Genomic DNA, 21,081 nt, shown 5'->3' on the forward strand with positions numbered 1-21,081 from the left:
AACTAGGGATAGTATGCATGCATAACCAGCGGCTCCACCGGACAAATTTCCGCTGTCACCTTTTGTGCAAAAACACGCACAAAAGCCGCCATCAAAAATTTGCTCGGTGAGCCGGGCGTTAGCTCTCAGGAGAGGCAATGAGCATTATCCAAAATGCGATCGACTCAATTCAAATTGGTGTTGAAGATTTTCAAAGTGATGACGATAGGCGCAGCGTTTCTGCTGTAAGAAACATTGCGGCTGGCATTTTATTGCTTTACAAAGAAAAACTCTGTCAGCTATCTCCGAGCGACAACAAAGAACTGCTAATTAAGCAAAACATTAGGCCTGTTCAAAATGAAAAAGGCGAAATAGTTTTTGAGGGTAAAGGCCACAAGACGGTTGATGTTCAGTCCATAAAAGAAAGATTCAGCAGCTTGAACGTCGCAGTTGACTGGAATAGATTCGAGGAAATTAACAAGCTAAGAAACGATTTAGAGCACTACTATACATCTGAATCTCCTGATGCTGTTCGTGAAATCGTAGCCAAGTCGTTTCTATTGATTCGGGATTTTTTATCAGAGCACTTAGATCAAGACCCTCAAGAAAGTCTCGGTAATGATTGCTGGGCAACATTGCTTGAAGTGAGTGATGTTTACTCGGCAGAAGAGAAAGCTTGTAAGGCAACTATTGATGCAATTGACTGGAAATATCATTCAGTTGAGGTAGCGCTAAAGAATCTTCGCTGCAGTCAATGCCATTCGTCACTGATACAAGCACCGTATTCTGATGATGTCTACCCAACTATTAATTTACATTGCAAATCATGTGGGCATGATTTCTGTTTTGATGATGTGCTTGAACAATGTATCGATGATTCTTTGGCTGGAGAAGCAATCAGAAATGCAATGGATGGTGGCGACTCTCCTTATGATGAATGTCATGAGTGTGGGAAAAGCACTTTCATCCATGAAGAAGGTTGTTGTGTAGCATGCGACTATGAAATGGAATACACCCACTGTGAAATGTGCGAAGAGCCATTGGGGCTAGAAGATCAATACAATGAAGGAAAATGCAGTTACTGTCAGTATAGATGGGAAAAAATCATGGCAGAATGAGCTAACAAGGCGCTGCTGTCGGACAAATTTTCCGCTGCGCTTCAAATTTGCCGCAGAGCGGGGCGTTATACAGACTAAGGAGAGTCAGATTTGAAGTTAGCCAATGTAGTCCCGTGGGGCAGATCTTTTGAAGAGTATCAGGCGATGTTCGGATTATCCGAGAATGACCTGAACAAGCGCATCCTTGGTTGCGGTGATGGCCCCGCAAGCTTCAATGTAGAGGCAACAGACCGTGGCAGCCAAGTCACTTCCTGTGATCCGGTTTACGAGTTTCAGGTCAACGAAATACGTCGCCGGATTGATGAAGTGTACCCGGAAATCATGACTAAGATGCGGCAGGACGCAGACAAGTATATTTGGGAGTCACTGAGTAGCGTCGAGCATCTTGGCGAGATCCGTATGAATGCCATGTCGAAATTCCTGGCCGACTTTGAGGCGGGTTTTCAGCAAGGGCGGTATCTATCAACGTCTTTGCCATCGCTGCCGTTTTCCGACTCCGAGTTCGATTTGGCACTCTGCTCCCACTATCTTTTTCTCTACAGTGACCATGTGGATGGGGCAACTCACCTTACATCAATGCGGGAGCTATGCAGAGTGGCGACCGAAGTCCGTGTCTTTCCTGTTGTATCCTTAGACGGAGAGGTCTCGAAGCATTTGGATCAGGTAATGACCGCATTATCTGCCGATGGGGTTGATGTCTCATTGCAGCCTGTTAGTTACCGGTTTCAAAAAGGTGCTACTGAGATGTTGGTGGCAAAGACCGTATAACCAGTGGCTGTTGGCGGACGCGCCTACGCTGCGATCCGGCACGCCGCAAAGCCAAGCGTTAGGGCCAAAAACAAGGAGAGTCTGTTTGGCAACAAACTATGTACTGATCGACTTTGAGAATGTGCAGCCGAGTAACCTGGAGGTTCTCAAGCAGCACCCCTTCAAGGTTGTGGTTTTTGTTGGTGCCAACCAAGTAAAGATACCATTTGATCTGGCTGCAGCGATGCAGGGCCTTGGGGATGCTGCGCGATACATAAAAATTACGGGCACCGGCAAAAACGCTCTCGATTTTCACATTGCCTATTACATTGGTGAACTAGCGGCCAAGGACTCAAGTGCATACTTCCACATCATCTCCCGAGATACCGGTTTTGACACGCTGATCAAGCATCTCAAATCGCGCGGCATCAAAATCCAGCGTGAGCGAGACTTGGCGGAAATTCCCGTAGTAAGAATGTCCACGGCTACCTCCACCGACGATATGGTGTCCGCCATCGTAAAAAACCTAGCAGGCCGGGGCCAATCTCGACCTCGCAAGGTGAAAACGCTCTCCAACACCATCAATTCGCTGTTCACCGAGAAGCTGTCGGAACAGCAGCTAAGCTCAATTGTGAAAGACCTTGAGCAGCGCAAGTACATAAAGGTGAATAACGGTAATGTTTCCTACCAATTGCCGCATTAGCCCTAACAAGGCGCATCAATACGCGGCCGTTGGCCGCCGGACGCCCTTTTCATTGCGGCTGCGCCTCCATTAAAAGTGCGCCGTTGTGCGCTGGCGTTATGAATAAAAGGAAAATCGCATGAAACTTAAACTTATGTCTCTAGTAACTATCTTCTTGATTGCATCTTGCTCAAATGCAGAAGCTCCATTAACTATTAATGAAGCTGAAAGTATAGGGTTCAAGAAAAAGCAGCAGCAACTATTTCAAATGATTGGCGCTATTGATGGTTGGAGTGGGACTTGGGAAGGAGAAAGGGTTGAGCTTTATCAATTCGAAAGCCCAGAAAAGATAAAGAAAGATTTATTTTCGACTTCAACGGATGAGGGCAATATTTCTGGATGGGTGGATAAGTGCACAGTCAGAAATATGTTCATGTTAAGCAAGGGCAAAAAAGCTTGCTCAAAACTGAAAACTTTGACTGGTTCATAACAAGCGCCGGCACAAACATTCGCTTCGCTCATTGGACTCGCAACAAGTTGCGAGCCTGTGCGGCGGGCGTTAGGCGTCAAGGAGAATTCCATGTCCTGGCTTTTTACCAAGTATTTCATTACAGCCGCAGTTGTCGTGCTGGTATCTGAACTGGCAAAGCGCAGTGACAAACTAGGTGGCCTAGTTGCGGCGCTGCCACTGGTTACAATTCTCACACTCATTTGGTTATACGTTGAAAACCAACCAACGTCCAAAATTGCCAATCATGCGTGGTATACATTTTGGTATGTTGTTCCAACGTTTCCTATGTTTCTTGTGTTTCCAGTCATGTTACCGCGCTACGGTTTTTGGCCTAGTTTGCTTGCTTGTGCGGTTATCACAATATGCAGCTTTGCTTTGTTTGCGGTAATTGTTCGTCGCTTTGGCATAGAGTTACTCTAGCAATGCCGCCTAACAAGTCGCTCAAGGTTTGTTCCTCGCTGCGCTTCGTCACGGACAGCCTCAACCGGCGCATGCTTCGCATTGTATGCGCCGCTTGTGTCTGCCCCTTAGCTCTGCGTTATAAGTAAAGAATATGGATTCGTACATTTATCTTGATCAAAACACTTTAAGTGATTTGAGAGAACGAAAGCTTAAAGAATCAGAGGATGAAGGCCTTAGAAAAATAAGAGAATTTTGCTGCAAAGATGGTATTCGCCTCGTTTATTCTGAAACCCATCTGCAAGAGATAGCTCAAATTCCTAAGGAGGAATATCGGCAGGAGCATATTGAATTGCTATCTGAGTTGAGGGCGGCATATATAACTCCAATCACAACAGAGCTAAACGGAAAAGATCCCAATCTAGTTTGGCTAGATTTTTTAAATAATGAGAATGACAACGAAATTAGTGGTATCAATAAGGTTGTTACGACATTCGATAGATTTAACAGAAAATTTTCTGGCCTTCCAATAGAGGAGAGTTTTGAAGAGCTAAACTCTCAACTCAAGGCGGCCCTCGAGGAAATGCTGGAGAATGCCGAGCAGGAGCTTAATAATTTAGACCCATCTGAACTTCTTGAAAGTGAAGCTGAAGCAATAAAAGAGGCACAAGCCAAGATGGCGGATCAGTTAGAGGCTGGATCAAAAATATCCGCTATTGATTTAGGAAGTCAGCAGGAGCTTGGCCCAAAGCCGCTAAGAGATCTTAAAAAGTTAAAAGCACTCCAGCTCGAGAGTCTCCCGGAAGGGCTAGTTATTAATGCGATTGATGAGCTATTTATCTCCGAAAATAGCGCTTTTAATTGGTCAGACTATTTTGACGACACCATCCACAATCAAATCGCCAGATGTTACTCGTTAATGAACTGGGCCGGTTATTATGCAGACGACTTTACAAGCACTAGAAAGAAAAAAGATAGATTTAGGGCATCGAACAACGATTTAATGCATGTAAGAAATGCAGCTGGCGCTACTCTGCTGATATCGAAAGATGTTGCATTCATCAGGAAGGCTAAAGCTTGCTATGCTCATTTAGGCGTAAACACAGTCGTGGGAAATGCTAGTGAAGTTGCTAATTACTTATAACAAAGCGCTGCTGTCGGACAAATTATCCGCTGCGCTACAAATTTCCCGCAGAGCGTGGCGTTATGTGGGTCTATAGCATGCGAACAATGTTGATCGTGGCAATCCCATTACTAATTGTTTTTGGGCTGTTGGAGAGATACCACTCATACATGAATCATGAGTTTGACCAAGAGTTTTTCGAAATTGCAATAAATCAAGGATTGGATTCTGGCTACGAGCTGACCGTTCTGGAAAGGGAATATTTCCTGCTTTTTCTGACTGGCCACGTTAAGCGAACTTACGAACTAACTCTTCCAGAAAAGCCAGATACAGAAGGATGGAAGACCCTCCCAAGGCCAGGCTTTGAAGAAGGCGAAACTCTAGAATGGGAGCGGATCGCAGACCTGACTGGCCACTGGGGTTATGGCCAAACGACTACCATTTCGAAAATTACTAGAAACAGCCGTACTATAAATATTTATGTTTGGTCATCATAGAACACATAACCAGTGCAGGCACGGCGACGCCCTTTACATTGCGCCTTCGGCTCCATTCCAAGGGCGCGCATGCTGCAAGCGTTATGTTCACTGAGTGAGCATCGAGCATCATAAAAGGAGATAGCATGAGCACGCATACGTCAAATCAGAAAATTACTACTGCTAAGATTCGGAAAATGAAAGGGAAAGGCAGCATTGTCTCTCTGACGGCTTACACCAAGCCAATGGCGGGCTTTATGGATCCGTATGTAGATCTCATCATTGTTGGTGATTCAACGGGTATGGTTGCATACGGGTTTGATTCTACCTTACCTGTAACACTGGATATGATGATTGCCCACGGTGCAGCAGTTGTTCGTGGTACCGAGCGGGCTTGTGTTGTCATTGACATGCCCTTTGGCTCATATCAAGAAAGTAAAGAGCTGGCGTATCGCAACGCAGCACGCATATTGACGGAAACCGGTGCTCAGGCAGTGAAAGTCGAGGGAGGCTTGGAGCTTGTTGAAACGGTGGAGTTCCTGATCAGTCGGGGAATTCCTGTCATGCCCCACATAGGTCTTCGTCCGCAGCATGCAAATGCTCTTGGAGGCTTCAAGGCTCAGGGGCGAGATGACGATGCTGTTGCGTTGTTGGTTAAAGAGGCACAGGCCTTTGAATCAGCAGGTGCATTCTCGGTATTGATTGAAGGTGTTTTTGAGAAAGCCGCAAGGAAGGTTACTGAAACCATTGCCATCCCCACCATCGGCATTGGCGCTTCTCCTGAGTGTGATGGACAAGTATTAGTGACTGAGGACATCCTTGGTTTGTTCTCAGATTACACCCCGAAATTCGCCAAAAAATATGTAGACCTCAGTGCCCAGATCAAAGAGGTATTTGCAGAGTTCGAAAAAGAGGTAAGAGCTGGAACTTTCCCTTCAGACGAGCATTGTTTTGGTCTAAAAAAGTGACATAACAAATGGCTGTTGCCGGACGTGCCTACGCTGCGCTCCGGCACGCCGCAAAGCCAAGCGTTATGTGGTCACCGAATGAGCATTGAGATCGTTCTGGCAATATCAGCTTCCCTCTTGGTCATTCCGGTGTTGATCACCCGATGGCTTTGGTTTTGGGTGTTTTCGCTTGTGTTGGGGCTCCCGATGGTTGCAGTGTGGGCGGTATATTTTTACCAAACATCGCAGCCTGAATACTCCGGTTCTCCACAGGAGTTCTTCGGCATTCTGATAATGGTGCTTGTCTCAGGGTCGTTAGCAGCGGGGATGTTCTTGCGGTACATTCGATGGGTAGTTGGGCTTAAAGTGCACGAAATTAAGGTGGCAAAGTCGCTGGTTTCCGGTGGCGGCCAAAGAAGCAACACATAACCAGTTGTTGTAGTTCGTTCCCGGCCTGACGGCTGTCCACCGGACGCCACTGACGTGGCGCCGCTAAGCTGGCTACATGGACTCCCCCTGCGGTCAAGCAACGCCACTTGAATCTGAAGCGGTTTGAGACTGCAGCTCTACATTCGGCCTCTTTGTGGGCATTACTGCCCGGGCCAGGATGATGATGCGTGTGAGTGATGACCTCATTCGTTAGTCGGCTTGTATCAGCCACAAAGCTTATCAGGTTCAATCACTCTCGGTCTGACCGTTCCGTCATCGCTTGCCGTTGCAAGACTCGGCTGGCAGGCGTGTTCTGCCTGTCGTTGTTGCCCGTTGATCAGCCTGCCACAGGCTGAGTTTTAAACTCGGTTTGGTTCATTAACAGCGCCCAGATAATCCGGGCATTCTTGGCGGCCAATGCCACGGCGGCTCGTTTGTATCCGCGACGTTCCACCAGATCTCTGGCCCAGCCACTGAGCCGATCGCTTTTATCGGCAAGTTTTGCGATCACCGCTCGAGTGCCATGGATGAGCAGTGTTCTCAGGTATTTGTCCCCGCGCTTGGTAATCCTGCCCAATCGGGGTTTGCCTCCGGTCGAGTATTGTCTGGGATCGGGCGCACTGGCCAATATCGCAGTGGCGGTTTGTGGCCCGATACCTGGAATGGCCATCAACCGTTTGGCCTGTTCATCGCGCCGGGCCATCGCTTCGATTTCCCGGTCGTAAGCCAGAATATCTTCGTCGAGCTGGAGAATGCGCTGGTTGATGTTGTTGAGTAGACGCCGTGCCAGCATGGGCAAGCCATTTTCGGCATCCTCCAGGATTTCTGGAATCCGATGTCGAGCGTGATAGCGCCCTTGAGGGATGATCAGTCCGAACTCAGCCAGCAGCCCACGAATCTGGTTGATCTGGTCTGTGCGTTCTTTGATCAGCCCACGGCGAATGCGGTGTAGGCAAAGTACCGCTTGTTGGTCCTCGGTTTTGATCGGGACAAAACGCATATTGGGTCGACCGACAGCTTCGCAGATGGCCTCGGCATCGTTGTCGTCGTTCTTACTGCTCTTGCGGTAGGGCGCTACGAATCGGGGTGCGATGATCCGAGCATCGTGGCCAAGCTTGGTTAACTCACGAGCCCAGTAGTGGGCACCCGAGCAGGCTTCCATGCCGATCAGGCACGGCGGCAGTTGTGCGAAGAACGCCAGCAGTTTAGGGCGATTAAGCTGTTTGCGAACCACGACCTTGCCGTGTTGGTTGGTGCCATGAATACTGAACACAGTTTTCGCCAGATCGATACCAATAGTTGTAACATTCATGAGGACGCCCCCTCTTCTGATTGAAGTTTGACTACACCTTCAATGTGGCACATAGATGCCGTGGGAGCAGGGGGAGTCCATATCATTCGTTATGTTTTTGGTAGGGCAGGCTCAAGTCCAAGATGATCGACAAAAGGGAGAAAGTCGCGATCTAAAAACAGCAGAGGTAGCCGTTTTTCTATGCAGAACGTAGCGATTATCACATCGGCGGTTTTTCTGATCGTGATGCCTTTTTTACGCAGTGCCCGGTAGTTGTCGGCGCACTTAGCTGCCATTTCTTTGCCAAACATTTCGTGCTGATCCAGTGCTAGCAGGCTTTGCTTGGTTTGGCGATATTGTTTGTCGTCGCGGATGCCTTGCAGGATTTCCAGAAATATGAGGTCGCCGATAGCAACTGAACCTTGAACTATCGAGGTATCTAGCAGATCAGTTTGCGGGTTTTCGACTCCATTGAAATAGTCAATCCAGACGCTGGTATCCACCAAGATCATCCGGCACTCCGCATTTCATTCAGGTCGCCTTCCCACTTGATCTTGCCACGCAGCTTTCGAATTTCCTGCTGTTTGCTAAGCTGGATTAGGAGTTTCAGGCCTTGCTCAACGGCCTCTTTTTTAGTGTCGTAACCGGAGGCTTTCAGGGCTTCGGCCATTAACTGGTCGTCAATGACGATGTTTGTTCTCATGATCCACCTATGTGTATAGAATATTAATTTTATACACACGTTAGCATGTCGTGGAGAACATAACAATCGGCTGCACAGCGACCGATTTTCCACCGCTTTGCGGCTCCAAACCGGCGCGTGAGCCGGGCGTTAGCTCGGGTTGCCTTCCAGAAAAGTGATACTATAGTGTCACTATCAGTTTGATTCAGGGTGAACCCAATGAAAGTTGAACTTGTTACAAACCTCAAGCGTCAAGCCACAAAAATTCTGGCGGACCTGCATTTGTCTAAAGAGCCGATACTGATCACGGAGCATGGTCAGCCTTCCGCTTACCTTGTCGATGTGCAAGATTATGAGTTCATGCAGCGTCGACTTGAGCTGCTTGAGGGGCTCTCACGGGGAGAGCGTGCTGTACTTGAGGGAAGAACGTACAGCCAAAGCGAGGCCAGGGAGAAAATGAGTAAATGGCTAAAGTAATCTGGACGGAGCCCGCCCTTCAGGAGCTGGATGCCATCGCTGAGTACATCGCTTTGGATAATCCTGATGCCGCAAGTCATCTGGTTCAGGGTGTTTTTGAAAAAACCGAACGCTTGGAAGATTTTCCTCAGTCCGGGCGGATTCCTCCAGAGCTCCCTAACTCAGTATACAGGGAGGTAGTGGTTCCACCGTGCCGCATCTTTTATCGTGAGGATGAGATGCGAGTTCTAGTCCTTTATGTCATGCGAGATGAGCGGCAACTTCGTGCATACATGCTTGAGAACAGCTAGCCAAGTGCGTCACGCGGATGCCTTTGTCTCCGCTTCACTACGTCAAAGTCACCGGTGCGTTAGGCATTAGGGCTGTAGGAAAAACCCAAACGGATGGTTTTTGGTAGCATTGAGCAAACAGCAATTTGATTTTACACCCTTCATAAGACCTTTGAGTCGCGCCGGTTGGTCATCGATGGTGGCGGGAGTTATGCACAAGGAGAGCGCGGTGCCATTGTTTGAAACAGAGAGGTTGGTTGTAAGGAAGTTATTCCATCAAGACGTTCCGGCGCTCACCGCAATGCTCAGTGACCCAGAGGTCATGAAATTCTCCGTTCGTGGAGTTTGCGATGAAGACGCTACCCGAAAGTTCGTTGATTGGTGCCTTGAGTGTTACGCCGCTCATGGAATGGGGCCATGGGCATTGTGCGAGAAGGAATCAGGGCACTTTATCGGCTTCTGTGGCGTTGGGCCGGAGTTGGTTGGCGATGTTGAAGAAATCAATTTAGGTTATCGTCTGGCGCGTAGGTTTTGGCATCAGGGGTATGCGACAGAAGCTGCCAAAGGTGTTCTAAAGTATGCTTTTGATCAAAAGCAATGCGATTCGGTAATTGTTATTATCGAGCCGGAGCATACAGCTTCTGTTAAGGTGACGGAAAAGGTCGGGTTCGGAAACTATACGCTTCAAGAGTTCCATGGCCGATCTGTGCGGGTGTATCGAATGACGTGCGACGATTGGGCATTGCGCAACAAACTGTTGTCGTGCGTTCGTCCATAAAAGGCATGGTCTACAGCTGACTCGCAAACGCTCACCGTTTAGCGGGGCGTTAAAACTAAAAATCAGGAGGTCACATGCAACGGATAGCATCACAAATTGTTTGGCAGTTTAGTCTACCCTTTCTTCTCCTGCTCCCCGGCTTTGCTCTTGCCGGAAATCCCGCTCCTGAAGACTATCTTGCGAGTGAGTCGTTTGTGCTGGAGGTTCGGTACTGTGAGTGCCAAGCTACCAATGCAGATAATACACCCTCTGGTATTTTACCCAGTTTTCTGAAGGAGTCGCGCCTTTTAACGGTTGGCATATCGAGCGAGGGTAAAGGCTTTGCTTCTTCAAATGAGTTGTCCATCGGTTATGAACTCAAGCCAGTCGCAGGCTCACCCGACCAATACCAATTCAACTATGCGGGCAATTACACTGCGAGTAATGGGGGCAGTGCTGGCGCTGGGGAATTGCTGCTGACTCAAGGCCAATGGGTCAATCTTTTTGGTACGCGGCATGAGAAAGATGCTGGGTCGCAACATAGCAATGTGGTGGTGCGGTTGGTTAAGTCCGGTGGTTCTTGAAGGCAGGTTTTAACCAGTGCATCAAATTCCATTTGGACCGCGCTACGCTAAAAGCGGGCCCACTATGCGAAGTATGGGAGAACTTCTTAACTTACATGGACAGTACGCCGCCAGTTTTACCTGAGCCTGAATAGTAGTCATTTGGCGGCGTACATACCGCGATACTATGCGCGAAAATCACCATAAAAATGAGGCCAAAAAATTGAAAGCGCTCTATCTCTCGTTAATTTTAGTATTTTCGTCTTTTGGTGCAGCGGCAGAAATATACAAATGGGTAGATGAGAATGGAAAGATTCATTTTGGTGACCGACGACCAACCCATCAAGTTTCGGATCAAGTTAAGTTAAAGATAAATACCTATGAAAGTGTGTCGTATGACATGTCTGCTTTTGATGTCGGAGAGAAAGTTATCATGTACTCGGCCAGTTGGTGTGGGTTTTGTAAAAAGGCGCGCCAGTACTTTGAGAAGAATGATATAGACTATGTTGAATACGATATTGAAAAAAATAAATCAGCAAAAAGAGCTTATGATAAGTTGAACGCTACAGGTGTCCCGGTAATTTTGGTTGGTAAGGAACGAATGAATGGGTTCAGTGTGGCTGGTTTTAGGCGAATTTATGATCAATAGCATAATAAATTAATCCAGCGGGAACTGGGTCTGTAGTAGTACGATATTGATCACCCGTTCATGCCGCTTTCTGATGATTTTCCACTGAGATGTTAGTGGCAAAGTCTGCATAGCTTTTGACCGTTGGCGGGGTGCGCCGAAGAGGGAGATGCAAAGCAGAGACGGCTGTGAATCAAGGGGGTTACCCGTGAAGCCCGAAATAGAATCTAAATTTGCCACCTACCCGATAGAGGCTCAACGGCAGCTTGAAAATGTTCGCGGCCTCATTCTTGCCGTCGCCGCAGAAAACGGTTTAGGTACAGTTGAAGAGGGTCTCAAGTGGGGCGAAGCCAGCTACCTTGTAAAAGGTGGCAGCGCGATTCGAATGGACTGGAAGCCAAAAGATCCAGATGTCATTAAAGTATATTTTCACTGCCAGACCATATTGATCGAGACCTTCAAGGAGATCTACCCCGATGAATTCGAGTATGAGGGGAAAAGAGCTATTGATATTCCCCTAGGAGCCTCTACTGGGGACGGGCCGCTGCCGGATGCCCTTGTCAGGGTACCGTTTATTGTTGGCATTAAAGGTTCCCCTATGTGTCAGCTATGTTGCCGAGGTGAGTTCTTGTGTGGATACCCGCCTGATCTGGAGTGAAAATCCAGCACGGTCACACCAAACTCTTCGAGTGTGGAGCGCAACAATGCCGGATCTGTCTCCGCTTCTGCATACTGAGCACCAGCGCGGGCCGCGATGTGTCCGTTAAGGCCTAGAATTCTATCCACCTGAATTAATGCCCCTACGGCGGTTAAGTGTGTCTGTCCTTCCGGGTCGTTAACCTCCATTCGTCTGTAAACGTCACTACTGTCGCTCTCTCGTCCGACTACTTCTATTGCTATGCGATGGTGGTCTCCAGTTCCGGGGTTGTAAAGTATCGCTCGGCGTAAAGACGTGAATTGATCACCGCTTATGGCTCGCCAGATTCCAGTGCGAACCAGCATTTTGAGTAACCGGGTTGCCATCACACTGCTAAACGCTATGCGGGTGGAGACTGAATTAGCACCAGTTATTGCGGGTAACGTCAGTTGGTCTGGAGCATCGAAGCGGTAAACGGCAACATCTCCCAACTCTTGGAAGTGTGCCAAGCGTCCATCGGTGAATGACTTTTTCTGTTTACGCAGCCCCCCTTCCATCACTTCGAAGGGTAGCTCCAGTCTGTCCATGTACTCTGCTGAATTGGGTCCCGCTTTGTCGTTCATACCATAGAGCACATCGATAGTAATGGCATCGGTCACCATATCCATACTGGCTCCACGCGCCAGAGTGGCCGCCACCGCCGCCATCCAGGACGAAGCAAAAACGACAGGTGAGGTTAGGGAAGACGTTGACTGTAGTGCGGGCAATACGGCCACGGCATGACGTACCCGTTCCGTCCAGCGCGTGATGTCGAGATAGGGGATGTTTCGCCGCAAACAGGACGAAAGCAATTTGTCGCCAGAATCATTTGTCAGCGACACCACTAAATGTGGCGTTTCTTGCGCATTTTCTAATGGATCCGAATCGTCTGTGTTCAGGGTTATCGCTGAGGCATTCGGTAAGGTGCTGGCTAGCATCTGGGCACGCTCAAACGAACGACCACCGATGATTAGACGATAATTCGGGTGACGCTTGCTAAGCATCGCGGCGAGTTGTGTGCCGACAATGCCGTACCCTCCGGCTAGCAAAATTGAATCAGGCATGGCATTCTCCTTTTAGGTCTTGTGACCAATTAAAATCTAATATTAGGTATGTTGACCTAATTTTTCAATGTGTTTTTGCTACCGAGTAGAGGCCATGGTCACGAATAGCCAGACGAGCAAAACACCCCTAAGTCCAAAGGGGCGCAAACGTCGCGAAGAAATTCTAGAAGCTGCGGGGAATATTCTTGAGGAGGAAGGGTACGCGGGGTTTTATACGCGGAGTATCGCCGCAAGGCTGGGAATCCGATTGTCTAATGTGCAGTACTACTTCCCCACTCGGGAGTCTCTTCTGGAGGCGCTGTTCCATCATGCTCTTGAAGCCGCCGCAATGGAGCTTGAGAAGCCGGCCCAGAGAGGCGGTCTAACACCTCTCATCCGCTTCATCTTGGCAGATCAACAATCTCCGCGCAGTTGTCGAATGTTCTGGGAATTATGGGCAATAGCTGGGCGCGAACCGGAAGCCTACTCTGTCATGTCTAATTATTACATTGCGTACCGGGATGCCCTTGCAACAGCCATAGCCATGGAGGCGCCGCAACTGGAGTCCGATATGCTCAAAAAGCGTGCGTTGCTGGTTATGTCGCTACTGGAAGGGGTGTCACTGTTCAGAGGGGAGCGCAGAAAATTCTCAGGCGTGGGCCAAGGGTTTGATGACGATATCATCCAAGCTGTCTACGCGCTGACCTTGGGGTCAGCCCCCCCAACAATACCCGAGACTTCTTGATCGCTAAACGTTGGGCTGTGCGCCCGTTAGGAACTTGTCGCAAGACTCATGCGCCTCCTTTTGCCTCCATCTCTTGTGTGAAGTGCGATATTCTATTTATAAACAGCTAAATAATAATCGTGACTGAGCTTGCTTATGGATGTTAGCACCGAACCGCCAACAGGTTTAATCGAATCAGGATACTCGGTTAGCTGGTACTTATTCTGGGGTGTAACCCTGACCCTGTTGGCTTTGTTGCTGGCCGGCGCTTGGTACCTTCTGCGTTACCGCCGTGCTATGAATGCGCAAAATTTGTTAGTACAAGAGTTGCGTGAGGGCGCGGATTCTTTCCGTTATCTTGTTGAAAATGCGCACGAAGGGATTGCCGTGGTGCAAAATACGCGGCTGGTATACCTGAACCCGCGCATGTGTGAAATGAGCGGGTATGATGAAGATGAGCTCAAAGCGCTGCCGTCTTTCATGCCTCTCATCCATCCATCTGCACGGGATGAAATGATGGCTAATTATCAGCGCCGTATAGCAGGGGAGGGAGCACCGCATCGTTACGAAAGCCTCTTTCTACGCAAGGATGGCACCAGCTACCCTATTGAAATAAGTGGCGCAGCGATTGTTTGGGGTGGGCAGCCAGCAACGCTCAACATGCTTTCTGATATTTCTGACCGTAAGGCGGCTGAAGAAAAGATTCTGTATCTGGCTCACCACGACAGCCTCACTGGCCTCGTTAATCGCTCAGTGCTGAATGAGCGAATCAAGCAAACCATTGGTTTGGCGCAGCGCAGTAAAGACCCGTTTGCCGTGTTATTCATCGACCTTAATGCCTTTAAGCAAGTAAATGATACCTACGGGCACGAGGCGGGCGACGCTCTGCTGCAGCAGGTGGCTCAACGCATCAAACAGCAGCTGAGAGACACCGATACCTTTGCCCGTATTGGCGGGGATGAGTTTGTAGTTTTGCTGGCTCAAACAAAAGGCAGCCTAGGCGTGAAGCAAACCATGGCCCGCATTGAAGCGGCTATGGCTGAGCCCTTTCAGATTCAGCATCACAATGTGCATTGCCATGTGAGTCAAGGTGCGGCGCTATACCCTGAAGACGGAGCATCGGTACAAGCGCTGTTAAGCAAGGCTGATGAAAACATGTATGCGGATAAATGTAGTTACTACGAAAGCAATAACTCTAACCCTCCAACATGATGCCCGCCGCGTTCTTTTGTCTTCGCTCTGTATCTCGCTGTAAAAGCGAGCCGCAACATGCGCTATTTCAATGTGCGTCTTGGCTCAGGGTCATAACGCCTGATTGCTGGGAGAAATTAAGCTGTCCAAGCACGCTCATGCCCAGCAACACCATCTCGGGGTCCATGGCAGGGTTTATGGTGCCGGGGACATTTTTGAATGTGATATCGCCCAAGCGAAGTTCCTCGATGGTTGTATTCCACACATTTACTGTGCCCGCAGCAGTACGTGCATAGCTTGGTAGCCCTCGGGTAAGGCCCGCTTTTTGGGCGATCGATTCTGAGACTGTTACGGTTGTTGCACCGGTATCCAGAATGAAGGTGACGCTTTGGTTGTTAATGGTGCCTCTCGCTAGATAATGGCCCTGACGGTTGGCCTGCAGCTCAATTTCCGTGGCACTGCCGCGGGTGTGGCTGACCAGTTGCTGATTGGGGTTTGTTTTGCGGGAGTCCCAATTACCGAATAAGTACGCGGCAGCGGCGAGTAACACAACCCAAAAAACAGCGAAGAAAAATAGGTAGCGGATCTCGGGTTTGATGGTGCCAGGTTTACTCATTCCATTCCTTGTTGCGGTTCTTTCTATAGAGTGTACGGATTCTAACCTATTCGGAGCGCCCATCATCGATAATAGGCACGAAGAGCGTCAGCTGGTTTTTGTGCGGATGAATGAAATAATACCAATGAGCAGGTTGTTTGGGCGGAGGCAAGAGCTAGGGTATGGATGCTAGAATGCCCGCCGTCATTACCCATCACTGGAGCAAAAGCAATATGAGCACGGCCCCCGCATTCTATCCCATCGGTACGCCGGGCATTCCTTGGGGCGAGGTTGAGCGCGCTGAGTGGTTGTCACGGCAGTCTCGTCAACGTAGCTACGAGTCTGAGGTGCTGAGTGTGATTGAGCGCCTGCGCTCGCGCTTTGATGTGGAACAGTATGGGCATCTGGATTACGGCGCTGAGAGTTACCCACTGATGGCGATTCGCAGCCGCGACTGGCGTGACGATCTACCGATTGTGCTAATTACAGGCGGCGTGCACGGCTATGAAACCAGCGGTGTCCACGGCGCATTGCAGTTTGCTGACCGGCATGCGGAGGATTACGCCGGTCGTGTCAATTTGTTGGTTGCGCCCTGTGTTAGCCCTTGGGCGTATGAGCGTATCCACCGGTGGAACGCCAACGCAGTCGATCCTAACCGTTCATTCCGGCAGGACGGTGAGGCTGAAGAGTCTGCGGCACTCATGCGGTTGGTGGAGCCGGTTCGTGATCGTGCATTGATGCACATGGATCTGCACGAAACCACCGATACGGATGAAAGCGAGTTTCGGCCCGCGTTGGCAGCACGCGACGGCAAGCCGTTCGAGCCGTGCGAGATTCCCGATGGCTTTTATTTGGTTGATGACAGTGATAACCCGCATACGGAGTTTCAGCAGGCGGTGATTGAGGCTGTAGAGAAAATTACTCATATCGCGCCGGCTGACGCAAATGGCGAGGTTCTTGGCTCGCCGATAGTCGCTCGGGGTGTAATACAGTATCCGCTCAAACAATTGGGTCTATGCGCCGGAATCACCAGCGCACCCTACAGAACCACCACTGAAGTGTATCCCGACAGCGCTCGTGCAACGCCTGAACAATGCAATGCCGCGCAGGTGGCCGCAGTGTGTGCGGGAATCGACTATGCTCTGGCGCACCGGTAGGCAAGATCAGTTACCAGTGCGCCAAATCGTGGTTCAGGGGCGGCCAGCTTGTTGAGCAGCCTGAATAACCTTCTCGCCTATCAAGCCTTCGTAGCTGGCCCATAGCGGTTGCATGGCAGTTTGCCAGACAGTCAGCTCATCGGCTGAAGGTTCGTATACGGAAACGCCTTTCATCCTGCCCAGCTCTATCTTGTCGTTAGCGCTTTTAGCTTTTGCCACGGCGTTACCGTATTTCAGTGACATCTCCAAGGCGAAGCGGAATGAACGGCGCTCTTCTTCGCTTAACCCGCTCCAGAACACTGAGTTCGTGATCAACATATAATCCAGCACGCCGTGATTGGAGATCATCATGTATGGCTGGTGATCGTAAAACGCCTGAGAAAAAATATTAGACCAAGTGTTTTCTTGGCCTTGAATGCTTCGGTTGGCGAGCGATTCGTAAACCTTGGAAAATGCCATGGGCACGGCTTCGGCATTCAGCAGCTCGAACTGCTTGATGAGTACATCCGAGTTCATGGTGCGAAAGCGCAGGCCCGCCAGGTCTTCCGGTCGGGTGAACGGGCGGTCGGCTGTCAGCTGCTTGAGGCCGTTATGCAAGTAACCGAGCCCAAGAATGCCCTGACTTTCCATGCTGGACAGTAGCGCCTGCCCAGTCGGGCTCTTTTGGAAACGGTTCACAGCGTTCATGTCTGGGAAGAGGAAGGGTAGGTCGAAAACTTTTAGTTGTTGGGTGTAACTTTCGAACTTGGAAAGTGACGGTGCAGCAAAATGAATGCGGCCTTCAGCGATGGCAGTGACTGCTTCGTCGTCGTCCATTAGGCTGGCGTTAGAATGTATGATTATCTCGTATCGGTCGCCTAGCTTTTTCTCAATTATTGATTTGAACATCTCTGCCATCTTGCCCTTTGGTGTATCGGGTGAGACAACGTGGGAAAGAATCAGTTGTTGTGGTGCGGCCCACAGGAGCATGGGCATTAAGAGGGCAATCAACCCCAGCAGAGAGGGGAGGGTACGACGGTTCATTTATGTGCTTCCTTTATATTGTTAGTTGTCTGCCGGTAGCTCCGATTTTTGCGGGGCAATAGTAGACATCAGGCCATCGTGGCCAAATATTGTTGCGGTGAAATTCATTCGAGCCCTGTGTAGGGTTGTTCGTGATTGTAATACCAAGGCCAGCTCAAGTGTCAGAGGGAATGAGTGGCGAAACTCCGGAGGTGCTTGGTACCCTCCATTGCATACTGTACCAGCCAACAACAACCGGCGGCTCAAATAATAGTGTTTGATTTTTGTAGCCAGCTGCGAAGTTACATCAGTGGCATACCGTGTCTTGTGTAAGGAGAGGTAAGCGATATATGCCTGTTGTGCTCTGGATGCTTGGAACGCTGGTTTCTTTTTGCCTAATGGCTATAGGCGCGAGAGAGCTAAGCGGTGATGTCTCCGTTTTCCAAATGCTGTTCTTTCGTAGTCTGGTTGGCTTGCTCTGTATATCGGCGATTGTTCTTTTTGCAAAACGAAGAGCAAGTTTTAAAACCGAGCGGCTGGCGTTACACGGGTTTAGGAACATATTTCATTTTGCGGGCCAGTTTGGCTGGTTTCTCGGTATTGGGTTGCTGCCCCTTGCGGAGGTTTTTGCTCTGGAATTTACGGTTCCAATCTGGACGCTGCTTATTGCGGCGCTGGCCTTGAATGAGAGAGTTACTGTACGCAAGTTGGTAGCAGTTTTTTTGGGAATCCTAGGTGTTCTGGTTATTGTGCAGCCCGGCTATGCCATTGTAGATCCGGCATCCTTTATCGTGCTTGGCGCTGCCATCTGTTATGCGATTACGCACACGTGTACCAAGTCGCTGAGCACATCAGAGTCTGCTTTGTCGATACTGTTCTATATGTGTGTAATCCAGCTGCCAATCGGCTTAGTGCTCTCTCTGCCTAGCTGGGTATGGCCGGTTGGGTATCAATGGCGGTGGCTTCTGGTTGTAGGTTTAACAGCCTTGTCAGCTCACTACTGCATGGCAAAAGCCATGCTTTTTGCTGAGGTGACAACGGTGGTTACGATTGATTTTCTCAGGCTGCCGCTGATTGCGATGGTTGGCGTTTTGCTCTACCAAGAGCCGTTCGAGCTGTCATTAATGGTTGGTGGGTTCCTGATGGTGGCGGGTAACTTTCTTAGCCTTAAACGTAAGGCTAGACGGGACACTAGGCCAGCTCTTAGCAGGAATAATTAATGGAGGTAAACCTGTGCGTTTGCGGATACTGTCGGATTTGCATGTAGAGTGTTTTCGAGAAGGTCGCGACCTGCCTGATGTGGCCGCGGATGTCGTTATTCTGGCTGGAGACATTCATAGGACAACGGAGGGCCTTGCTTGGGCCGCGGATCAGTTTGTTGGGCAGAAGATCATCTACGTGCCTGGAAATCATGAATTCTACGGAGCGAGTATGCCAGATATGCGTGATGCATTGCGCGCCGAAGCCGAGCGCTTGGGAATACACTTGCTTGATAATGACACGGTAACCCTCGGTGGCGTGCGCTTCTATGGCACTACCTTGTGGACAGACTTTGACCTCTACACCGGCCAACCGGATTATGACTCATTGCAGACCGAACGACGCGCTCTCGCGTTTATGCCTGATTTTCGGATTATTGAGCAACCCGCAGGCGAGGTGTTCACGACTGTGGAAAGCCAGAGGTTGCATGCAGAGGCCATAGGGTGGCTTGAGTCTGCGCTAGCCGAGCCCTTTTCAGGGCCGCGTGTAGTGATCAGTCATCATGCGCCCTTGCCAGAGTGTATCCCGCCAAAGTATCAGGGAGATTCTTTATCGCCTGCCTTTGCTTCTAACCTGCAGAGGATGATGGGCAAGATGGATTTGTGGGTTCACGGTCACGTTCATGAGCCCGTTGACCTTCAGGTTGAAGGCACTCGCGTATTCGCCAATCCCGGGGCCTATCCGAATGAATATAAGCCGCCGTTGTTTGTTGCAGACAAAATTGTTGAGGTATAAGCGCATATTCGTTTTCTGGTACCTAAGCGGGGGGCCGCATAGGGTCACAAGGGCTTTGATTTATGCCATTTAATTGCGCCCAAAAACAAGTATCATGAATGCCTCAATTAAAGCGACGAGAGAATATCATGACAACAGATCTGAATAGCCGCCACGGCTTGAATCCTCCGCACAGCGAACTGGTAGACGCATGCAAAGTTATTAAGCCCTGCAAGGCCCTCGACATGGGCTGCTCCAATGGTCGCAACGCTCTATACCTGAGCCAACTTGGCTTTGATGTAACCGCCGTTGATAACAACCCCGGCGCTATCAATAGGCTGCATCAAATTGTCAGCCAAGAGGGGATCACCAATGTTGATGCGAAGGTATACGACCTCAATAACGCCGGGCTTGATGCAGATTATGGGTTGATTGCTTGTACCGTAACCTTGATGTTTCTAGATCCTGCTCGTGTGGGTGCTGTAGTTGCTGACATGCAGGAGCACACTCTGCCGGGTGGTTATAATCTGATTGTTTGCGCTATGGATACCCAAGAGCATCCTTGCCCGTTCCCCTTTCCGTTTACCCTTGAATCAGGGCAATTGCGAGAGGTTTACGAGGGTTGGGAGCTGATTAAATACAACGAGGATTTGGGCACTATGCACAACGGCGCCCAGTTGCAGTTTGCTACGATGTTGGCTCGAAAATCTACTTAATTATGAGCGTTACCCCGAAGGAAACGGAAGAAATATGCGTGATGTTGGAGCATGGCGAGGCAGTGCTGTTACTGCCATTTTTGTCATCGGCTGGATTTCGATCGCCAGCGCAGATGAAGCCTGCCTGACCTCAGCGCAATCAGAATTGGAGCGTCTCTACTGCGAGGTTGTCGAACGCGGAGGTGGTGCTGGCCTTCCTTCTCGGGTGGATTTCCAACGGAATGACAGAAATGTGCAGGCGCTGTTGTTGCGACAGCCAGCTAAACGTTTGGGCCTGACATTGCCCGAGGTTTCGGCCAGCCCTGAACCCCGGTCTGAGCCTGAGCTAACCACGCTGTCTCATGAACCAACGAATGAGCCCGTCTCCGAGCCGCCAATTGCCCAAAGGTTGGCTGGATGCCACTTGAGGGGGAAGGTAATCCAATGTTCGCAGGCGGTCTATGAGTTGGCAGATAATCGCACACTGGCATCATTGGGTGATGGCGTGCTGGAGCCAAGTAACCGCCTTGGAATCGTACCTTTCGATGGCAAACGTAGTGACGACGAAGCTGTGCGGTCCTATCTCTCGGCGGCTTATGATCGCTACATCCCCAAAATGCTGGCCATTGGTCTGGGCGCAAACACCATGAGCTTCACGGCGTTTCACAACGCCTTTCACACACTTGAAAGGGGTGGCGTGGATTTTTCCGAGCGTATGGAACGGGCCTACGAACTGCTCAAACTGGATCGAAAAAACCTGAATGTAACAACTGGCAAGCATGATGATTTGCCAGAAAACCTGTCTTTGTGTGACACCATCAATCGCGATGTCATTGTGTGCGACAACGTTGGAACCAACTGGGTGTTTGTTCGAGCGAATCAATAGACTCTGCGCAGCCTTGAGAAAATCGTTAAACTTGAACGAGTTTTCCCACTATTCAGGGTG

The 21,081-nt window shown here is 49.7% G+C and carries 28 protein-coding genes; 22 read left to right on the plus strand and 6 right to left on the minus strand.

The features are described from left to right. Nucleotides 1–137 precede the first annotated feature (137 nt). The 9 genes from FE845_RS16560 (at nucleotide 138) to FE845_RS16600 (ending at nucleotide 6,411) form a co-directional block, all read left to right on the plus strand. Complete coding sequence (locus tag FE845_RS16560) at nucleotides 138–1,097, plus strand: hypothetical protein (protein WP_074467475.1); 960 nt, start codon at nucleotides 138–140, stop codon at nucleotides 1,095–1,097. A 90-nt stretch (nucleotides 1,098–1,187) separates the two neighbouring features. Continuing rightward, complete coding sequence (locus FE845_RS16565; RefSeq protein WP_200367145.1) at nucleotides 1,188–1,865, plus strand: SAM-dependent methyltransferase; 678 nt, start codon at nucleotides 1,188–1,190, stop codon at nucleotides 1,863–1,865. A gap of 85 nt (nucleotides 1,866–1,950) precedes the next feature. Then, nucleotides 1,951–2,547, plus strand: coding sequence for a PIN domain-containing protein (locus FE845_RS16570; RefSeq protein WP_200367147.1), 597 nt, complete (start codon nucleotides 1,951–1,953; stop codon nucleotides 2,545–2,547). A gap of 118 nt (nucleotides 2,548–2,665) precedes the next feature. Further along, nucleotides 2,666–3,016: a hypothetical protein gene (locus tag FE845_RS16575; protein ID WP_200367149.1), complete on the plus strand. Its 351-nt coding sequence runs from the start codon at nucleotides 2,666–2,668 to the stop codon at nucleotides 3,014–3,016. A gap of 90 nt (nucleotides 3,017–3,106) precedes the next feature. Continuing rightward, a complete protein-coding gene (locus tag FE845_RS16580; RefSeq protein ID WP_200367151.1) occupies nucleotides 3,107–3,457 on the plus strand; it encodes a DUF3147 family protein in 351 nt (116 codons plus the stop codon). Nucleotides 3,458–3,590: 133 nt separating this feature from the next. After that, nucleotides 3,591–4,580 (plus strand): hypothetical protein, encoded by a 990-nt coding sequence (locus FE845_RS16585; RefSeq protein WP_200367153.1) that lies wholly within the window; start codon nucleotides 3,591–3,593, stop codon nucleotides 4,578–4,580. A gap of 149 nt (nucleotides 4,581–4,729) precedes the next feature. Then, nucleotides 4,730–5,056 carry a hypothetical protein gene (locus tag FE845_RS16590; protein ID WP_200367156.1) on the plus strand — a complete coding sequence of 109 codons (327 nt, stop codon included), beginning with the start codon at nucleotides 4,730–4,732 and terminating at the stop codon, nucleotides 5,054–5,056. Between the two features lie 125 nt (nucleotides 5,057–5,181). After that, the gene (panB, locus tag FE845_RS16595; RefSeq protein ID WP_200367158.1) at nucleotides 5,182–6,003 is read left to right on the plus strand and encodes a 3-methyl-2-oxobutanoate hydroxymethyltransferase; all 822 of its coding nucleotides are present in this window, start codon (nucleotides 5,182–5,184) and stop codon (nucleotides 6,001–6,003) included. Nucleotides 6,004–6,081: 78 nt separating this feature from the next. Beyond that, nucleotides 6,082–6,411, plus strand: a complete 330-nt coding sequence (locus FE845_RS16600) for a hypothetical protein (protein ID WP_200367160.1) — start codon at nucleotides 6,082–6,084, stop codon at nucleotides 6,409–6,411. A gap of 337 nt (nucleotides 6,412–6,748) precedes the next feature. Here the strand turns inward: FE845_RS16600 and FE845_RS16605 are convergent, their stop codons facing one another. The 3 genes from FE845_RS16605 to FE845_RS16615 all read right to left on the minus strand — a co-directional run bounded on the left by FE845_RS16605 (nucleotide 6,749) and on the right by FE845_RS16615 (nucleotide 8,405). Then, nucleotides 6,749–7,723: an IS110 family transposase gene (locus tag FE845_RS16605; RefSeq protein ID WP_200367162.1), complete on the minus strand. Its 975-nt coding sequence runs from the start codon at nucleotides 7,721–7,723 to the stop codon at nucleotides 6,749–6,751. A gap of 89 nt (nucleotides 7,724–7,812) precedes the next feature. Then, nucleotides 7,813–8,214 carry a PIN domain nuclease gene (locus FE845_RS16610; RefSeq protein WP_200367164.1) on the minus strand — a complete coding sequence of 134 codons (402 nt, stop codon included), beginning with the start codon at nucleotides 8,212–8,214 and terminating at the stop codon, nucleotides 7,813–7,815. Then, nucleotides 8,211–8,405, minus strand: coding sequence for a type II toxin-antitoxin system VapB family antitoxin (locus FE845_RS16615; protein ID WP_200367167.1), 195 nt, complete (start codon nucleotides 8,403–8,405; stop codon nucleotides 8,211–8,213). The genes FE845_RS16610 and FE845_RS16615 overlap by 4 nt, the downstream gene beginning before the upstream one ends. A gap of 198 nt (nucleotides 8,406–8,603) precedes the next feature. On the opposite strand from FE845_RS16615, the gene FE845_RS16620 reads away from it, so the two are divergent. From FE845_RS16620 to FE845_RS16645, 6 genes are all read left to right on the plus strand, one after another. Continuing rightward, nucleotides 8,604–8,861, plus strand: a complete 258-nt coding sequence (locus tag FE845_RS16620) for a type II toxin-antitoxin system Phd/YefM family antitoxin (protein WP_022992576.1) — start codon at nucleotides 8,604–8,606, stop codon at nucleotides 8,859–8,861. Then, entirely contained in the window at nucleotides 8,849–9,151 is a 303-nt protein-coding gene (locus FE845_RS16625; RefSeq protein ID WP_200367169.1) for a type II toxin-antitoxin system RelE/ParE family toxin, read from the plus strand. Before FE845_RS16620 ends, FE845_RS16625 begins: the two co-directional genes overlap by 13 nt. A 208-nt stretch (nucleotides 9,152–9,359) precedes the next feature. After that, complete coding sequence (locus FE845_RS16630) at nucleotides 9,360–9,908, plus strand: GNAT family N-acetyltransferase (RefSeq protein ID WP_200367171.1); 549 nt, start codon at nucleotides 9,360–9,362, stop codon at nucleotides 9,906–9,908. 74 nt (nucleotides 9,909–9,982) lie between these two features. Beyond that, nucleotides 9,983–10,471, plus strand: a complete 489-nt coding sequence (locus FE845_RS16635) for a hypothetical protein (RefSeq protein ID WP_200367179.1) — start codon at nucleotides 9,983–9,985, stop codon at nucleotides 10,469–10,471. Nucleotides 10,472–10,637: 166 nt separating this feature from the next. Beyond that, nucleotides 10,638–11,099 carry a glutaredoxin domain-containing protein gene (locus FE845_RS16640; RefSeq protein WP_200367181.1) on the plus strand — a complete coding sequence of 154 codons (462 nt, stop codon included), beginning with the start codon at nucleotides 10,638–10,640 and terminating at the stop codon, nucleotides 11,097–11,099. Between the two features lie 187 nt (nucleotides 11,100–11,286). Beyond that, the gene (locus FE845_RS16645; protein ID WP_227714458.1) at nucleotides 11,287–11,736 is read left to right on the plus strand and encodes a DUF1801 domain-containing protein; all 450 of its coding nucleotides are present in this window, start codon (nucleotides 11,287–11,289) and stop codon (nucleotides 11,734–11,736) included. Here FE845_RS16645 and FE845_RS16650 read toward each other — a convergent pair. Next, nucleotides 11,682–12,818, minus strand: coding sequence for a saccharopine dehydrogenase NADP-binding domain-containing protein (locus FE845_RS16650; protein ID WP_200367183.1), 1,137 nt, complete (start codon nucleotides 12,816–12,818; stop codon nucleotides 11,682–11,684). The two genes, FE845_RS16645 and FE845_RS16650, sit on opposite strands and share 55 nt — an antisense overlap. Nucleotides 12,819–12,912: 94 nt before the next feature. Here FE845_RS16650 and FE845_RS16655 point away from each other — a divergent pair, with 94 nt between their 5' ends. After that, nucleotides 12,913–13,542 carry a TetR/AcrR family transcriptional regulator gene (locus tag FE845_RS16655; RefSeq protein ID WP_200367185.1) on the plus strand — a complete coding sequence of 210 codons (630 nt, stop codon included), beginning with the start codon at nucleotides 12,913–12,915 and terminating at the stop codon, nucleotides 13,540–13,542. 135 nt (nucleotides 13,543–13,677) lie between these two features. Continuing rightward, nucleotides 13,678–14,733: a diguanylate cyclase domain-containing protein gene (locus tag FE845_RS16660; protein ID WP_200367202.1), complete on the plus strand. Its 1,056-nt coding sequence runs from the start codon at nucleotides 13,678–13,680 to the stop codon at nucleotides 14,731–14,733. Nucleotides 14,734–14,800: 67 nt separating this feature from the next. Here FE845_RS16660 and FE845_RS16665 read toward each other — a convergent pair whose 3' ends face one another. Next, nucleotides 14,801–15,328, minus strand: coding sequence for a TIGR02281 family clan AA aspartic protease (locus FE845_RS16665; protein WP_200367204.1), 528 nt, complete (start codon nucleotides 15,326–15,328; stop codon nucleotides 14,801–14,803). 161 nt (nucleotides 15,329–15,489) lie between these two features. Between FE845_RS16665 and FE845_RS16670 the strand changes: the two genes are divergently transcribed. Then, entirely contained in the window at nucleotides 15,490–16,464 is a 975-nt protein-coding gene (locus FE845_RS16670; protein ID WP_227714459.1) for a M14 family metallocarboxypeptidase, read from the plus strand. A gap of 33 nt (nucleotides 16,465–16,497) precedes the next feature. Here the strand turns inward: FE845_RS16670 and FE845_RS16675 are convergent, their stop codons facing one another. After that, the gene (locus tag FE845_RS16675) at nucleotides 16,498–17,487 is read right to left on the minus strand and encodes a DctP family TRAP transporter solute-binding subunit (RefSeq protein ID WP_200367206.1); all 990 of its coding nucleotides are present in this window, start codon (nucleotides 17,485–17,487) and stop codon (nucleotides 16,498–16,500) included. A 329-nt stretch (nucleotides 17,488–17,816) separates the two neighbouring features. On the opposite strand from FE845_RS16675, the gene FE845_RS16680 reads away from it, so the two are divergent. The 4 genes from FE845_RS16680 (at nucleotide 17,817) to FE845_RS16695 (ending at nucleotide 21,021) form a co-directional block, all read left to right on the plus strand. Further along, nucleotides 17,817–18,686, plus strand: a complete 870-nt coding sequence (locus tag FE845_RS16680; protein WP_227714460.1) for a DMT family transporter — start codon at nucleotides 17,817–17,819, stop codon at nucleotides 18,684–18,686. Nucleotides 18,687–18,699: 13 nt separating this feature from the next. Next, the gene (locus FE845_RS16685; RefSeq protein ID WP_200367208.1) at nucleotides 18,700–19,461 is read left to right on the plus strand and encodes a metallophosphoesterase family protein; all 762 of its coding nucleotides are present in this window, start codon (nucleotides 18,700–18,702) and stop codon (nucleotides 19,459–19,461) included. 128 nt (nucleotides 19,462–19,589) lie between these two features. Continuing rightward, the gene (tehB, locus tag FE845_RS16690) at nucleotides 19,590–20,156 is read left to right on the plus strand and encodes a tellurite resistance methyltransferase TehB (protein ID WP_200367210.1); all 567 of its coding nucleotides are present in this window, start codon (nucleotides 19,590–19,592) and stop codon (nucleotides 20,154–20,156) included. A 34-nt stretch (nucleotides 20,157–20,190) separates the two neighbouring features. Beyond that, on the plus strand, nucleotides 20,191–21,021 hold the full coding sequence (locus tag FE845_RS16695) for a hypothetical protein (protein ID WP_227714461.1): 831 nt from the start codon (nucleotides 20,191–20,193) through the stop codon (nucleotides 21,019–21,021). Nucleotides 21,022–21,081: the final 60 nt, after the last annotated feature.

Source organism: Marinobacter sp. 1-4A (assembly GCF_016597725.1).
Classification (GTDB): domain Bacteria; phylum Pseudomonadota; class Gammaproteobacteria; order Pseudomonadales; family Oleiphilaceae; genus Marinobacter.

Coding starts and splice junctions, on each gene's coding strand:
- FE845_RS16560 (WP_074467475.1), top strand. CDS start 138: ATGAGCATTATCCAAAATGCGATCGACTCAATTCAAATTGGTGTTGAA.
- FE845_RS16575 (WP_200367149.1), top strand. CDS start 2,666: ATGAAACTTAAACTTATGTCTCTAGTAACTATCTTCTTGATTGCATCT.
- FE845_RS16580 (WP_200367151.1), top strand. CDS start 3,107: ATGTCCTGGCTTTTTACCAAGTATTTCATTACAGCCGCAGTTGTCGTG.
- FE845_RS16585 (WP_200367153.1), top strand. CDS start 3,591: ATGGATTCGTACATTTATCTTGATCAAAACACTTTAAGTGATTTGAGA.
- FE845_RS16590 (WP_200367156.1), top strand. CDS start 4,730: ATGAATCATGAGTTTGACCAAGAGTTTTTCGAAATTGCAATAAATCAA.
- panB (WP_200367158.1), top strand. CDS start 5,182: ATGAGCACGCATACGTCAAATCAGAAAATTACTACTGCTAAGATTCGG.
- FE845_RS16600 (WP_200367160.1), top strand. CDS start 6,082: ATGAGCATTGAGATCGTTCTGGCAATATCAGCTTCCCTCTTGGTCATT.
- FE845_RS16605 (WP_200367162.1), bottom strand. CDS start 7,723: ATGAATGTTACAACTATTGGTATCGATCTGGCGAAAACTGTGTTCAGT.
- FE845_RS16610 (WP_200367164.1), bottom strand. CDS start 8,214: ATGATCTTGGTGGATACCAGCGTCTGGATTGACTATTTCAATGGAGTC.
- FE845_RS16615 (WP_200367167.1), bottom strand. CDS start 8,405: ATGAGAACAAACATCGTCATTGACGACCAGTTAATGGCCGAAGCCCTG.
- FE845_RS16620 (WP_022992576.1), top strand. CDS start 8,604: ATGAAAGTTGAACTTGTTACAAACCTCAAGCGTCAAGCCACAAAAATT.
- FE845_RS16625 (WP_200367169.1), top strand. CDS start 8,849: ATGGCTAAAGTAATCTGGACGGAGCCCGCCCTTCAGGAGCTGGATGCC.
- FE845_RS16635 (WP_200367179.1), top strand. CDS start 9,983: ATGCAACGGATAGCATCACAAATTGTTTGGCAGTTTAGTCTACCCTTT.
- FE845_RS16640 (WP_200367181.1), top strand. CDS start 10,638: ATGCGCGAAAATCACCATAAAAATGAGGCCAAAAAATTGAAAGCGCTC.
- FE845_RS16650 (WP_200367183.1), bottom strand. CDS start 12,818: ATGCCTGATTCAATTTTGCTAGCCGGAGGGTACGGCATTGTCGGCACA.
- FE845_RS16655 (WP_200367185.1), top strand. CDS start 12,913: ATGGTCACGAATAGCCAGACGAGCAAAACACCCCTAAGTCCAAAGGGG.
- FE845_RS16660 (WP_200367202.1), top strand. CDS start 13,678: ATGGATGTTAGCACCGAACCGCCAACAGGTTTAATCGAATCAGGATAC.
- FE845_RS16665 (WP_200367204.1), bottom strand. CDS start 15,328: ATGAGTAAACCTGGCACCATCAAACCCGAGATCCGCTACCTATTTTTC.
- FE845_RS16670 (WP_227714459.1), top strand. CDS start 15,490: ATGGATGCTAGAATGCCCGCCGTCATTACCCATCACTGGAGCAAAAGC.
- FE845_RS16675 (WP_200367206.1), bottom strand. CDS start 17,487: ATGAACCGTCGTACCCTCCCCTCTCTGCTGGGGTTGATTGCCCTCTTA.
- FE845_RS16680 (WP_227714460.1), top strand. CDS start 17,817: ATGCCTGTTGTGCTCTGGATGCTTGGAACGCTGGTTTCTTTTTGCCTA.
- tehB (WP_200367210.1), top strand. CDS start 19,590: ATGACAACAGATCTGAATAGCCGCCACGGCTTGAATCCTCCGCACAGC.
- FE845_RS16695 (WP_227714461.1), top strand. CDS start 20,191: ATGCGTGATGTTGGAGCATGGCGAGGCAGTGCTGTTACTGCCATTTTT.